Origin of the sequence: Curvibacter soli (assembly GCF_029211125.1) — a bacterium.
Taxonomy (GTDB): domain Bacteria; phylum Pseudomonadota; class Gammaproteobacteria; order Burkholderiales; family Burkholderiaceae_C; genus Curvibacter_A; species Curvibacter_A soli.
Map to the genome: position 1 here is coordinate 1 of NZ_JARGEN010000078.1, position 12,536 is coordinate 12,536.

Consider the following 12,536-nt stretch of genomic DNA (forward strand, 5'->3'; position numbering starts at 1 on the left):
ATCATGTGAAACCTCATCCGAGCATGGCTTACAAGGGGTGACATGGCTTAACTTCGGTGGATTGGGCCTCGACGGCGTGAGGTAGTTGAGCATGACGCCCCCTACTTCGCGCATGTATGCAATGAAGAGTGGCGGACTGTCGCTACTCTCGAAGAAAGGCGCCTCAACCAAAGGGCGGATCGTTTCGCTGTGTTCGATTTCCATAGAACCTCCAAAAGACTGAAAGCACCGCGCTCTCAGTTAGGAGAATTCTTGGCTTCGGGCGGTTTTTTCGGTACCGGATAGAGCGCCCCCCTCACTCCAGCCGATGTGCCCGCGCTGACACCGATCAGCTCGGCGCAACGACGGCTCGCGTCATGGTGTCGCCACGCCGACGACTCCGACAATTTCATGGCTATACATCGTTTACACGGGGTGCAAGATGCAGAAACTGACCAAGTGGGGCAACTCGGTGGGCTGCCGGATACCGTCTGCGCTGATGGAGTCGGCGGGCCTTGCTGCTGGCGATTGGGTGCGCATCCGCTTGAGGGATGACGGAACGATTCAGATCATCCCGAAGAAGTGCATTCCGGCTGACGCGGCAGGTTCTAGCCAAACGCGGGAAGTTCCCGCAGAACAAGAGGCGACGCAGTGGTGATCGCGCCGCCTTTGCCACTTCAAAGCAAGGATTTCGTCCGGCGCTGATCCACCACGCGCAGGTAGCGTTGCAGACTCTGCATCCCTCGATGTTTGGTGACCTGAGCAATTTCGGCCAATGGCATCTGTGCGGAAGCGGCCGAGGTCACGAATCCCGCCCGTGCGGAATGAGAGCTGTATTTACTTTCGTCCAGACCGGCGAGTTTGACGGCATGCTTGACGATCCGACACACGGAGTCGGCGTGCAGCTTGTCATCCCCAATCTGATCGTGCTTGTTGACGCTGCGAAACAGATAGCCGGTGGTGATTCCAGAAAGCTCGCGCCACTTTGCGATGGCCTTGACTGGGCATTTTGATCCTTGAGCATAGGGGATGCTGACAACCAAGCCCTTGCCCGCCTGATCGGTCTTGCTACGCCTCAGAATCAAGTCGATCCCGAGTTCATGCTCGGTGATGTCCTCCACCCGCACATTGATGGCGGAACCTCGCCGCAAAGCTGCGCAGAACATCATCAGCAGTAAAGCCGAGTCTCTGGCTGCTCGCATTGGCTTCTGCCGCTCGACAGCCGCCAGCACGGCAAGCAGATCGTCCCGCACCAGCGGGGCGACGGTGCGCTGCGCCAATCCAACCGTGCGGCCAATGCCTGAGAAAACCCTTTTGACTTGCGGATCATCCAGCGGCGACGGATAGCCGTTTTCCTTGTGCCATTGCCCCACCGACACCATGCGCCGCTGAATGGTGGCCGGGGCTAACTGGCTGGCAACTTTGGTCAGCCAAGCCACCATAACGGCGGGGGAAGCCGGTAATGCGCCGCCCTGCTGCACGAAGTATCGAACATCCTTGGCATTCTCCCTGCGCGTGGAGGCTGCACGGGACGCACGCTCAAAGTCAGCAGCCGTCATTTCCTCCAGCGGCTTGCCGTGATCCGGCGTGGAAGGTGTGTTTTTGTTCATTGGTTCACTCATTTTTTCGGTTGCCGCTGACGCCGACACATATTGAATGTGCCGACGTTAAGCGACGAAAAAAAGCCGCGACGTGCGCGGCTGGTTCGGTTTCTGGCTGGCGGCTGGTTTGCCACAGAAAGTCAGTATTCAGAGATGAATAGCAGCGTGGTAACGCTTCGATCCGCCTCCGTGATGACGAGAACCTTCTCGCCCTCAATCACGTAGCTCGAAATAATCCGCAGTCTGCGTGTCAGCGCGAATTCATTCTCTTTGGCATCCTCTGCCGGTATGTCGCCCCAATCCCCCCGAACATGCCGGTTGAGATAATCACTGGCGTTGATGCCGTGATGCTCCAGGTGGTGCAAGACGGCGGGCGTTGCCACGATCTGCCCCATCGGAAATTTGGCGACGTGACGCACTTCCATAGCATTCATTTTTTCCTCCAATCGGTTTGATTTGCTGAAACCGGGGGCCGGAAATGCAAAAAGCCAAGACACTGGAAATGTCTTGGCTTTGCTTTGGCCTTGCGGCACTCGGTTTCATCGCTCGGCGCGTGTTGCGCACCATCAAGTTATCAGACCAAACCGATTGGGTCGAATTGAAAATAACTTCGCTTGGAACCAATGCGCGGGAGCTTCCTGCCTCACGAGTGCTCTGCGCTGGATATGCCCGTTGCAAATGGTGTATCGTTTCCCGTTCTATTGCATGGCGACGTCAACCAAGAGTCGGGCGCAGCCAGCCCGGCCAGAACTCAGGGAGCACGGATGGCAACTCGGTTTGGCCGTCGAGCCGCAGATGGCTCGTTTGAGTACCACGACAGCAAGGAGTCGCTGGCTGCTTCGGAGCTCCGCGAGAACAGCGATGCCCGTGCAGGCTTGTTTGGGCTGATTGGCCTCTTGGTCGGGGGTGTGCTGACTTATGTTGTGCTGCTCAAGATCGGCATGGACTGGCCCAAATGGTTACGCTTCGGCCTCGTGATCGCGGGTGGGGGCACGTTGGCCTACGTGCTTGCCAAGTTCGCCGACCTCATCTGGAACATTATCTTGACCATCGTGCTGCTGGCCGTACTGTGGGGCATCGGCTCGATGATCTGGAAAGCTGTATGAGCCTGCATCCCACACTCGACCCGCAACTGACGGGCAACGTCGGCCTGTACTACTGCTGCTATCGCCTGTCTCTGATGGGCTGGAACGTCATGCCAACGGCGCGCAATGCGCGTGGCGTGGACATCATCGCCTACAGCCGCGATGCCACACGTTTCGTTGGCGTTCAGGTGAAGGCCCTCAGCAAGCGCACCCCGGTGCCGCTAGGCACGTCGTTGGACAAGGTGATGGGGGACTTCTGGATCATCGTCAACAAGGTGGCTACCGCGCCTTCGGCATACGTCCTCCTGCCTTCCGAGGTCATTGAACGTGCTCACCGTGGCGAGAAGGATGGGCGGGTGTCCTACTGGTTCCAGCCGACAGACTACGAACACGACGCCTTCAAAGAAGCATGGGCGCGTATAGGGCTCGGAGCGTAAGCAATGATGTGGGCACATGGACACGATCCATCGCGCCGAAGCTCTCACCTCACGCGCCTCACGGTAAGACTCTCGGAGTCGTAGTATTCAGACTAAACGATTGCTTTCCCCTTCATTCAACGATCACTGTGGCGACAAGGCTGCAAGTTGCCGTACCATTACACCTACATAAGACTTTTCCCTAAACGGTGGTGGCCTAATGCGGATCGCGCTGAGAACGAGTGGAGGTAGGGGTGAATACGAGGTGGCTGGTAGCCATGAGTCTATTAAGGTTCATGACGTTTTTGACCGGCAAATCGTTCTGGAAATGTTGCCAGGAGTCCGCTTTCCGACGAATAACTTTGTCCGACATACCCAAGGCAAGCCACGAATCAGGCTTCTTGATTCGCACGGAGATTCTCACGCATATCTGATTCTGGCCGCATTGTTGCTCCTCCCAAAGCCCAAGCGAGAGATTGGTGCGACACCAGGCGGAAAGATTCAGATTTACAAGGACAACTTTTCCGTACTTTCCATTCCGTTCGATGTTGTGGAACTGGAAAAGTTAGAAATGGTTGTTTCACCAACTCAAATTATTCTGTCGAACTCATCGTTCGACTCGGTGCGACTAGACGTGATTGAACGCCTACGTATCGTCATGGCCTGCTGGGATGCTGCATCCAAGCAGAACTCTGCACTTGCAAAGGCAATACTAAAGCATAAAGATGCTTTCCATGCCCAAGACGTAAAAGCTGTAATCAGTGCTGCTGAATCGATTCGTTTAGCCACCATTGAGCCCGATGACCCGCTTCGGCACATTACAAAAGACCTCAACCTACCAAATCTGGATGAGTTGATGTGGCTTGGAGTTCATGCTACCGAGACAGAGGAGGCAATGGGACTTGGAGAGGAAAATCTTGAGGAGTTGAAAGAGGCTGCCAGAAACAGAATTAAGGTGTGGCGCCAAGTAGCCCTCCGAGGAGCAGCTGGAGCCAAATTCAGCGTGGACGTACGTGAAGCGTACAACCACACCTGCTTGTTTACCGGCATGAGACTTCCCAAAACTGCGATGACTGGCAGCTCGGGTGTCGATGCAGCTCATATTCTGCCGTGGGCAGAATACAATCTGAACGCAATAAGTAACGGACTTTGCCTAAGTAAGTTATGTCACTGGGCATTCGATGCAGGAATACTGCGCCTAGAATTCGATGCGCCGTCTTCGAAATATGGAATTCATCTGTCGGCAGCGGCCTTGGCTGCCGAATCAGATGGGCTGTTAAGCCTGGATGGGCTTAAAGATGTTCAAGGCGTTGTTTCAAGTTCATTGCTGCCAAAAGACAACGCCAACTGGCCAAATCCCTCATTTCTCAAGGTGTACAACGAGGCGTCGAATTTTTGATCGACCTCAGGGAAGTCGCGAGATTCAAGATATTGCCTAATCCTCAGCGCCAGCCACTCCGCTACAGGCGGAGTGACCGCATTTCCAAGCGCATGATATCTGGCTGAGTCTAGATCATCAGCACTAAGGGTAGTTTGCGCCGGGATCGTCCATCCTTTGGGGAAGGCCATCACCCCTTCGCATTCAGCAGGGATGAGGCGGCGAACCTTACCTATTTTCGGATAGCAAACGTAATTGCGGCTCCAGTCTGTACCCGTGTGCCGTGCCGAAGTCGCATAGAGGCAATAAGCCAGTGCCTGAATTACGGGGCCTTCGCCGCTAGGATCTCCAACGACATCCTGAAATGAGGCCGCAGATTCCTTCCCATGCGATCCGCCCTTCGGATGATGCCCTTTGCCGCATTCGGACTCAAAAAGTATTTCTCCTGGACCTCGCCCGTCTCCACGACATCCGACAACGTAGACCCTCTGCCGTGATTGGGGCACTCCGAAGTGTTTGCTGTTAAAAGTACGCCATCCGACAGAATACCCGAGCTCGGCCAACGTTGAGAGCACGATTCCAAAATCTTTTCCTCCGTGGGAGCTGAGTAAGCCCGCAACGTTTTCGAGAAGAATAACTCGGGGCTTGCCTTCTCCAACCAGTCTAGCAAACTCATAAAACAGTCCGGACTTGCTCCCTCTAAGTCCATCTCTTTTACCCATTCGAGCAAGAGAGAGGTCTTGACACGGGAAGCCTCCGACCCAAACGTCGGATTTTGGGATATTGTCATTTTGTAATTTCGTAATATCAGGATGAAGAGGAACGTTTGGCCAATGCTTTCTCAATAGCGATTGGCAGAATGGTTCAACCTCGCATTGCATTGAGATAGAGAAGCCAGCAGATTCAAAGCCGATGTCAAACCCACCAATACCGGTGAAAAAAGATGCGGCGGAGTAGATCGAACGATCCAGTGGAGTGGCATTCTTCCCACTCACTGCCGACGTGGAGCTATCTGAGTCTTTTGAAGCATATTGTTTGATGCGTTCAATATCGGCAGGCGTAAAGACTCGCCAGTTGTTCCTGTCGCGTTCAACGTCTTTTACTTTTCCGCTGATTAGCCATCGCTTAAGCGTCACTGCGGACACTCCGATGGCCTGAGCGGCTTGGTTGATATTCATAGTTGTATTGGTCTTTGGATTTCAGTGGATTGCAAAGCGACCCATATCAACCCGTATCATGCCACAAAAATGGTCGCCGCAAGCACTTTTTTGCTGTACAGACATACAGCCACGCCGCCCGTAAGGGCATCACGGGACGCCAAGCGCAAGAAGTGCCATGTCTCGGAGCGAGACTGCGGGCGGATCATCAGCCGTACCGTCTCGAACGAGCGTCAACTTTGCATCAGCGTGGTACAGGTGCACGGCTGGAGGCTCCGCACCGGGGAACGTGTCTCCCCAGACTTCTCGCAAGATGCCTTGGAGCCTTGCGTAGTCCGCAACAGAGAGTGGGAGAGCTCCGGCCCAACGGTGGAGTGTTTCCCAAGGAATGGAAACGGAGATGTTGGCTTGCAGTTCGTTCAAGGCCGCAAGCAGTTCATGGGATGGCGAGGTGTTCATGGCTGACTCCTTCTACAGTGATGTCAGCCAAAAAATTGCCTAGATTGACCTGCCCCCTCCCAGCCGTACCAGTTGAATGGAAGTGAGGTCCGTCAACCTGGAGAATGACGGACATGAGGAAGAGTCGATTCACGGAGCAGCAGATCATCGGGTTCTTGAAGCAGGCCGAATCAGGACTGCCGGTCAAGGATGTGTGCCGCCAAGGCGGATTCAGCGAGCCCACGTTTTACAAGTGGCGGGCCAAGTACGGCGGCATGGAGGCCGATGAGGCCCGCCGCCTGAAGGACCTTGAAGTTGAGAACGCCCGTCTCAAGAAGCTGCTGGCCGAGGCACACCTCGATCTGGAGGCCCTCAAGGTCGGTTTTGGGGTAAAGCGCTAGCCCCGCAAGACAAGCGCAAGGCCATCGCCAGGATGCTGGAACACTCCCAGATCTCCGAGCGCCGGGCTTGCTGTCTTGTGGGGCTGTCCCGCGATGCCTGGCGCCATCCGCCGCAACCCGATGCACACACGGTGCGCTTGGGCGAACGGATCCATGCCGTCGCCATGGAGCGCAGGCGCTTTGGGTATCGCCGCGTGCACGACATGCTGCGCACCGAATTCCCCGGCACCAACCACAAGAAGGTGTTCCGGCTCTACCGTGCGCAAGGCTTGGCTGTTCGCAAACGCAACAAGGGCAAAAAGTACCGCGGTGAACGTACGCCACTGGTGGCGGCCACCCGCGTCAATCAAACCTGGAGCCTGGACTTTGTGAGCGATTCGCTGGCCAATGGCCGACGCATCAAGTGCCTGACCATCGCCGATGACTTCACCCATGAATGCATCGACATCGCTGTGGACCTGTCCATGCCTGGCGCATACGTCACCCGCATCCTGGATCAAGCCGCACGATTCAGGGGCTACCCAGAGGCCATCAGAACCGACAACGGCCCAGAGTTCACATGCAGGGCCTTCATGGCATGGATGCAAGCGCGAGGCATTCAGCACATCCTGATCCAGCCTGGCAAACCCACCCAGAACGCCTACATTGAGAGCTTCAATGGCAAGTTCAGGGATGAATGCCTCAACGAGAACTGGTTCGAGTCCCTGGCTCAGGCTCGTGAGGTCATTGCCATCTGGCGTCAGGACTACAACGAGGTGCGACCGCACGGAACGATTGGACGGATACCTCCGGCTGAATTCGCCGCCCAGCACCGCAACGCCAACCCAACAACCACCAACGCAGGATCAGTTAACCTGCAAACCCCTGGACCTCTCTCCAACTGATTGGTATGGCTGGAGGGGGCAGGTCAAGATGACTATCAGTTCACCGGGTTCTTGATCCAATTGCCAATCAGATCGACCGCTTCGCGCTCCATGCCGATGTAGCCATGCCAGTGCAGCGCCTCGCAGACGTTGCCCGTGGGGTTCTCGCCGCCGTTGACCATGATTTCCTTCTTGACCGGGGCGTTCTTCAATCCGCGCAGGATGGCGGGCACCTCGAACGGCTGACAATGGGGACAGGCGTCCTTGGTGTGATGCAATACCAGAACCGGAACCCGGATCGCGGCCAAGTCTTGCTTGGGTACGGCTCCCGGCTTCTTGTAGCTGACCACGCTGGAGGTCAGCACCAGGCCCGCAATGTCAGTTTGCAGGTTGATCGCCGTCGCCGCTGCTGAAATCGTGCCCCGGCTAGTGCCAACAATCCAGACCGGCGCATCGGCCTTGCGTTTCACGAAGTCCAGTACCTTGCGCACATCAGCCATGTGGGTCTCGCTGATGCGGTCGGCGTAATCAAGGTCTTGCGAATCGCTGGGACGGCCGAAGATGGCCACGTTGAAGCCATTGGCGATGAAGAAGGGTTCGGAGCGGACAAGAAAGTTCTGGCCCATGGCCTTGCCGTCCTCGACCTTGCCGAAGCCACCTGCACCGCCGGGAAACAGAAGCACCGTGGCTTTGGCGTTAGGTGCTGGCTCCCAAAACAGCGTCGTAGTCACACCCTCGCGGGTAGGCACCTTGAACAGCGTGCCCTCTGCATGGCAATAGAACGAAACGCAGGATAACGCAAGCGTGACCAGCAGCCTTGTGACTGCGCCCCTCATGGTGCAACCTTTTCAGCCTTGCCGAACTGGATCAGCTTTTCGTTCTTGTCGTCGAATTGCCCCGTGATCGCGCACATGTCCCCGTCTTGGCATGCGCTGAAAATGCGCGATGCCACTTCGGGCTCGCCCGGCAAGGTGTAGCACTTGGACTCCCCCGATACGGAGACTTCAAGGCAGCTATCGGTGCTGCCTGCACGCACCTTGCCAATCAGTCTCCGGGCCTCGCTGGGCGCGCTGGTGCTCGTGGTGGCCTCAGACTTGAACCGGGGATAGGTGGCGTTCGCGGTGACAATCTCGACCGTGCTGAAGGCCGGCATGCCCGCAAAGTGCCACCCGCTTTCAGCCTTGCCCATGCGTCCCGTGCCACGCACCTTGATGGCGACCGGCACGGCAATCTGGCTTTGACCAGACTTGGCAGCTTCTTCGGCTGCGCTTCGCATCACCTGCAAGCGGGTCACGGCTTCGATGGTTTCGCAGGGCATCAGGCTTGCCAGTCTGGATGCCAGTTGCTCCTTGGCCTGCGTCAAGCGGCGAACCTCGGGGTCGGCATTACGGCCACCGGGGAGTTGGCCTTGCGCTGCCCGCACGTCGGCATCAAACAGTGCCTTGTCCAATGCAATCTGCGTCGGCTGTACCTGTGCTTCGAGGTAGGCCCATTCCGAGAAGAGTTTGGCAGCGGCATCCGCACCGCCCTTGATGCTGACGGTGTGGGTGAAAGACACGTCATACAGCTTGCCATCGGCCGCAGCGCCGTCTGCCTTCTTGACGTCGGAGAGTTCAATGACCGGGCATGCGTAGGCCTCGGCCAGGTCCTTCTGGATGTCTGCCGTTTCCGGCTTCGATGAGCAGGCAGTCAAGCCGACGGCACAGGCGAGGACAGCCACGGCACGGGTGACGCTGTTGATCTTCAAATGGGCTGATTCAAACTTTCCGGCGCTATCGGTTTGACATGAGGGGCTGTACTGCATTCTTTGAATTCCTTCCTTGTTGTGAATTGACCCGCGATGTTCAGGATCGAGGTGCACGGGGGCTCGAAACTACGATCTTCGTAGTATCTAGAATACATGACACATACGAATCTCGTAGCCATTTGGGCGCGAGATGGAAAAAGAAAACGAGCAATGGGGCAAGAGGCTCAAGCAGGCACGCGTGGCCGCTGGGCTGTCACAGAAGAGCCTCGGCATCGAAGCAGGCATAGACCAGTTCGTGGCCAGCACGCGGATCAACCGTTACGAGTTGGGCGTTCACAAGCCTGATCTGCTGACGGCGAGGAATCTGGCCAACGTGTTGAGGGTACCTGTCGCCTTCTTCTATGCCGACGAGGACGAGATTGCCGATCTGATCTACCGTTACAGCAAAGCCGAACCCTCCGTGCGGCGGCGGATTCACGCGCTACTGGACAACATCAACGGCCCGTTGTCCGTGTAGTGCCTGTAAGTCGGCAGCAACCTCTTCAATGAGGCCATCCGGCACGCCTTCCACGCTGACCGAGCGCCGCAAGGCAAGAAGTCTCGGGCGCAGGCGGTCATGCTGAGCAAAGCGGGCCAGAAGTGCTCGCCGCATCGTGTCTCGGTAGAGCGCATCGGTCGGCTGACTTCGCCACACCCGCAGCAAAGGCCACGGCCAATCGCGGGGGTGGGCACTGCGCCAACACCTGTCATCCAGTGCAAACGGGTATGGGCTGGCCGGGTGCAGCCATCCGAACTCTGATTGCGGACTGGAAACGGTGATGGACTCGGCGGGATGGAAGTGATGCCCCGCTGGCGAGAACTCTATGCAGCCGTCGAGGTCGAGGCGGTACGTCAGTTGGTGCCAGCCACCACGCAGAAGCCGCAGCCCGACCGACACCCCATCTTTGGCGGTGGTCAAGGTGGTTGAGAGCAGCAAGGGCGGCGGCGGTTGATCTGACCGTGACGGCAAGAGCCAGCTTTCGGCATCAACGGTCAGCCTGCTCAGCGAGCACGGCAGCACCCACCGGGTTGCGTCCTCTGCGTCCAACAAGGTGAAGCGATAGCCCAAGTCTGACAATGCGCCGTCGTCCAGCGCATCGACAGCAGTACCGCGCAGGCACCGCGAGTAGCGTAGCGGCGACATGAAGACTGCCGCAGCCTGCTCGAAGTGCAGAACGATAGCCCCCGCCAGCAGGCTGCGGCCCACCTTGCCGACGATGCCGCCAGACACGCGCCACGGGTCGATCAACTCGATGCGGCGAAGTGACTGGAACAACATGCCGTCAGGCCACATCACCTGACTCCTGAGCGGGCGTGCTATCCGCCTTGCCGTCCTCGCTGGCGGCGGGGGCGTGCGTAGTGGCCTCTGACTGAACAAGGGTGGCTGCATCTTGCAGCGCATCGCCTTGAACATCCTTGGCGACCGCTTCTTGCTCGTTGCTGGTTGCGGTATGCGCCGCCGGTTTCTTGCTGCTGGCCTTGCTCTTGGTCTGCTTGGGCTTCTCGGCAGGCGCTGGGCTGGCTGATGGTTCGCCCGCCTCGGTTGCCGTGGTCTGCTCAGTGGTCTTGTTCTTTCCGGTCTTGGCTGCTGGCTCTGGAAGGTAGATAGGAATGAACGTGTCGAGCTTGATCCGGTTCCAATCGCTGCGAATCTGTTGCTTGAGCCACCAACCGGGATCAAGGGCATGCTCATCGCCTTCGGGCGTGCGCTCGAAAACCACCAGATGCGAATTGCCGGTCGATGGCATCTTGCGGGTTTCCATGATGGCTACCGGGGGCAAGGCTTCGACGGTTTTCACTTTCTGCTTCTTGCCGTACTTGATCCCGAAGTGATCGAGCAGCTTGAAAAGGCTTTCATCGGTGGTGGTATGCGGGCCGTCCTTGGGGTATCCGCACTCCTTGATGGCGACGCGCAACACTGCTTCCAGTGACTTGCCGGCGACGATGGCAACGCAGGCAAGCCCGCAGTCGGTCAGGTTGGCTTGGGTGACGAGTTTGAGAGCCACGTGAAATCTCCTTGGCAAAGCGCCGCCCTCCTTGCTGCGAAATCAGCATGGTTACGTTGTCCGGAAAGCGGCGGGGTTGGGGATGCGCAGCGAACGCTGCTGGTGCCGTCGTCAACTGGCGAGCCAGTTGGCGCGTTTTCAAAAGCTAACCGCCTAGCACAAATGGATCAACGTGCTGGTAACTTCGCCAGACACAAGCTTGGGGCTGTGCTCAATCCGCGGCCCGCCGAAACCGAAGGGAGAGGATCAGTGGATAGTGCTCGCGACAAACGCACTGGCGACATCATCGACGCAGAGCAGCTTTGGGATTTGGAAGTCGTGGACAAGGAAGCCTACGAGTGCCCCGGATGCGGCATTCAGGTCTTCCCGGCCTCGTACCGGAAGAACATCAACAAGAAGCGCCCGTACTTCACGCCGATGGATAACAAGCACATTCAGCCGTGCGGTATCGATGGCGTGGAAAAGCTGGTCAAGAAGGCGAAGAGCGAGAAGGTCGGTACGCCCGAAGGTTTCCCCGTGCCTTTCCCGAATCGCCTTCGTTTCGATGAAGAGCGCCCGGTGACGGCTGGCGGGGATGCGCCCGGAGCTGGTGAAGGGGCGGGCCGCACGCGAACCCGCGCCAACGGCGAGCGCGGTGCGGCGTATCACGGCCACACGGTCAAGAGCATCCGGCCGGTTTGCCGTGTCTTCATGGACTTCCCCAACGACCGGGCACAGTTGCCGCTGGAAATTCCGGGCTGTCCCGGCACGACCTATGCGGGTGTGTTTCGTGGTCTTGGTTTCTTCGGGATCGAAGCGCAACAACCTCCAACGCGATTGTTCTGCGCTGCACTGCGTTGGGGCTCCGCAGTCGAGACGGAAGCCTATATCGAGTGGGCCTTGGATGCCGGCGAGTGGCCGAAGGGCGAGAAGCGGCCTACACGGTTCTACAAGGTTCGCGTGATGTGGGCTGAGTGGACCGACAGGCAGCGCAACACCCTGCGGGAGGAAATCGAGATCGCCAAGGACGCGGTGAAGGGCAAGGCCGGTCAGCCGGAGAAGGCGTGGCTGTTCTTCGTCGGCACTCAAGACGCCGAGGACGCGACCTTGTTCACTGTGAACCGCTACCCCTTCATCTGCTGCCGCGTGGGCGAGATGATCTGGCCGCGCCGTTGACCGGAAGCAACAGCACAAAGGACTTCCATTCACCGGCGAACTCTTGCTATACTCCAAGGCTGCACCGAACGAGGTTCGAGGCAACGCCGATGTAGCTCAGTTGGTGGGAGTGTCAGGATTTCTGTGTGCAAGGCGGTTGAATGTTAGCTGAGGTTTAACGGTTGTTGGATTTCTGGTCTTTTTCAAACAGGCCCCTGCCAGGCCACCGGAGGCACCCCCCGGTTGCGCATGTACTCATGCACTAACCCATCGGCGCTTGCTCCGATTTGGC

15 protein-coding genes are annotated in these 12,536 nt (G+C 57.7%); 7 read left to right on the top strand and 8 right to left on the bottom strand.

From position 1 onward, the window contains the following. Window positions 1–204, bottom strand: a 204-nt coding sequence (locus tag PY257_RS15585; RefSeq protein ID WP_275743467.1) for a hypothetical protein, incomplete at its 3' end; no start/stop codon positions are given. Window positions 205–421: 217 nt separating this feature from the next. Here PY257_RS15585 and PY257_RS15590 point away from each other — a divergent pair. Beyond that, a complete protein-coding gene (locus tag PY257_RS15590; protein WP_275743468.1) occupies window positions 422–637 on the top strand; it encodes an AbrB/MazE/SpoVT family DNA-binding domain-containing protein in 216 nt (71 codons plus the stop codon). A 19-nt stretch (window positions 638–656) separates the two neighbouring features. Here PY257_RS15590 and PY257_RS15595 read toward each other — a convergent pair whose 3' ends face one another. Further along, the gene (locus PY257_RS15595; protein ID WP_275743469.1) at window positions 657–1,589 is read right to left on the bottom strand and encodes a site-specific integrase; all 933 of its coding nucleotides are present in this window, start codon (window positions 1,587–1,589) and stop codon (window positions 657–659) included. 131 nt (window positions 1,590–1,720) lie between these two features. Further along, window positions 1,721–2,014 (bottom strand): hypothetical protein, encoded by a 294-nt coding sequence (locus tag PY257_RS15600; RefSeq protein WP_275743471.1) that lies wholly within the window; start codon window positions 2,012–2,014, stop codon window positions 1,721–1,723. A gap of 330 nt (window positions 2,015–2,344) precedes the next feature. Between PY257_RS15600 and PY257_RS15605 the strand changes: the two genes are divergently transcribed. From PY257_RS15605 to PY257_RS15615, 3 genes are all read left to right on the top strand, one after another. After that, window positions 2,345–2,686: a hypothetical protein gene (locus tag PY257_RS15605; protein WP_275743473.1), complete on the top strand. Its 342-nt coding sequence runs from the start codon at window positions 2,345–2,347 to the stop codon at window positions 2,684–2,686. Beyond that, on the top strand, window positions 2,683–3,102 hold the full coding sequence (locus tag PY257_RS15610; protein ID WP_275743475.1) for a hypothetical protein: 420 nt from the start codon (window positions 2,683–2,685) through the stop codon (window positions 3,100–3,102). The genes PY257_RS15605 and PY257_RS15610 overlap by 4 nt, the downstream gene beginning before the upstream one ends. Window positions 3,103–3,301: 199 nt before the next feature. Then, window positions 3,302–4,480 carry an HNH endonuclease gene (locus PY257_RS15615; protein ID WP_275743477.1) on the top strand — a complete coding sequence of 393 codons (1,179 nt, stop codon included), beginning with the start codon at window positions 3,302–3,304 and terminating at the stop codon, window positions 4,478–4,480. Here PY257_RS15615 and dcm read toward each other — a convergent pair. Further along, complete coding sequence (dcm, locus tag PY257_RS15620; RefSeq protein WP_275743479.1) at window positions 4,384–5,637, bottom strand: DNA cytosine methyltransferase; 1,254 nt, start codon at window positions 5,635–5,637, stop codon at window positions 4,384–4,386. The two genes, PY257_RS15615 and dcm, sit on opposite strands and share 97 nt — an antisense overlap. Window positions 5,638–6,188: 551 nt before the next feature. On the opposite strand from dcm, the gene PY257_RS15625 reads away from it, so the two are divergent. Next, window positions 6,189–7,339, top strand: a protein-coding gene (locus PY257_RS15625; protein ID WP_419095727.1) for an IS3 family transposase whose coding sequence is annotated in 2 segments (ribosomal slippage) — window positions 6,189–6,435 and window positions 6,435–7,339 — 1,152 coding nt in all. Because the reading frame shifts where the segments join, the coding sequence is not laid out codon by codon here. A 35-nt stretch (window positions 7,340–7,374) separates the two neighbouring features. Here the strand turns inward: PY257_RS15625 and PY257_RS15630 are convergent. Then, on the bottom strand, window positions 7,375–8,154 hold the full coding sequence (locus PY257_RS15630) for an alpha/beta hydrolase (RefSeq protein WP_275743483.1): 780 nt from the start codon (window positions 8,152–8,154) through the stop codon (window positions 7,375–7,377). Next, complete coding sequence (locus PY257_RS15635) at window positions 8,151–9,122, bottom strand: hypothetical protein (protein ID WP_275743485.1); 972 nt, start codon at window positions 9,120–9,122, stop codon at window positions 8,151–8,153. The genes PY257_RS15630 and PY257_RS15635 overlap by 4 nt, the downstream gene beginning before the upstream one ends. A gap of 133 nt (window positions 9,123–9,255) precedes the next feature. Between PY257_RS15635 and PY257_RS15640 the strand changes: the two genes are divergently transcribed. Further along, the gene (locus tag PY257_RS15640) at window positions 9,256–9,582 is read left to right on the top strand and encodes a helix-turn-helix domain-containing protein (protein ID WP_275743487.1); all 327 of its coding nucleotides are present in this window, start codon (window positions 9,256–9,258) and stop codon (window positions 9,580–9,582) included. Here the strand turns inward: PY257_RS15640 and PY257_RS15645 are convergent. After that, a complete protein-coding gene (locus PY257_RS15645) occupies window positions 9,547–10,398 on the bottom strand; it encodes a hypothetical protein (protein ID WP_275743489.1) in 852 nt (283 codons plus the stop codon). The two genes, PY257_RS15640 and PY257_RS15645, sit on opposite strands and share 36 nt — an antisense overlap. After that, on the bottom strand, window positions 10,388–11,110 hold the full coding sequence (locus PY257_RS15650; protein WP_275743492.1) for a cysteine peptidase family C39 domain-containing protein: 723 nt from the start codon (window positions 11,108–11,110) through the stop codon (window positions 10,388–10,390). Before PY257_RS15650 ends, PY257_RS15645 begins: the two co-directional genes overlap by 11 nt. Between PY257_RS15650 and PY257_RS15655 the strand changes: the two genes are divergently transcribed. After that, window positions 11,111–12,265 carry a hypothetical protein gene (locus PY257_RS15655; protein WP_275743494.1) on the top strand — a complete coding sequence of 385 codons (1,155 nt, stop codon included), beginning with the start codon at window positions 11,111–11,113 and terminating at the stop codon, window positions 12,263–12,265. It abuts the gene before it with no gap. Window positions 12,266–12,536 lie beyond the last annotated feature (271 nt).

What these genes read in the sequence shown, in the direction of transcription:
- PY257_RS15590 (WP_275743468.1), top strand. Translation starts at nt 422, where the DNA reads ATGCAGAAACTGACCAAGTGGGGCAACTCGGTGGGCTGCCGGATACCG.
- PY257_RS15595 (WP_275743469.1), bottom strand. Translation starts at nt 1,589, where the DNA reads ATGAACAAAAACACACCTTCCACGCCGGATCACGGCAAGCCGCTGGAG.
- PY257_RS15600 (WP_275743471.1), bottom strand. Translation starts at nt 2,014, where the DNA reads ATGAATGCTATGGAAGTGCGTCACGTCGCCAAATTTCCGATGGGGCAG.
- PY257_RS15605 (WP_275743473.1), top strand. Translation starts at nt 2,345, where the DNA reads ATGGCAACTCGGTTTGGCCGTCGAGCCGCAGATGGCTCGTTTGAGTAC.
- PY257_RS15610 (WP_275743475.1), top strand. Translation starts at nt 2,683, where the DNA reads ATGAGCCTGCATCCCACACTCGACCCGCAACTGACGGGCAACGTCGGC.
- PY257_RS15615 (WP_275743477.1), top strand. Translation starts at nt 3,302, where the DNA reads ATGCGGATCGCGCTGAGAACGAGTGGAGGTAGGGGTGAATACGAGGTG.
- dcm (WP_275743479.1), bottom strand. Translation starts at nt 5,637, where the DNA reads ATGAATATCAACCAAGCCGCTCAGGCCATCGGAGTGTCCGCAGTGACG.
- PY257_RS15630 (WP_275743483.1), bottom strand. Translation starts at nt 8,154, where the DNA reads ATGAGGGGCGCAGTCACAAGGCTGCTGGTCACGCTTGCGTTATCCTGC.
- PY257_RS15635 (WP_275743485.1), bottom strand. Translation starts at nt 9,122, where the DNA reads ATGCAGTACAGCCCCTCATGTCAAACCGATAGCGCCGGAAAGTTTGAA.
- PY257_RS15640 (WP_275743487.1), top strand. Translation starts at nt 9,256, where the DNA reads ATGGAAAAAGAAAACGAGCAATGGGGCAAGAGGCTCAAGCAGGCACGC.
- PY257_RS15645 (WP_275743489.1), bottom strand. Translation starts at nt 10,398, where the DNA reads ATGTGGCCTGACGGCATGTTGTTCCAGTCACTTCGCCGCATCGAGTTG.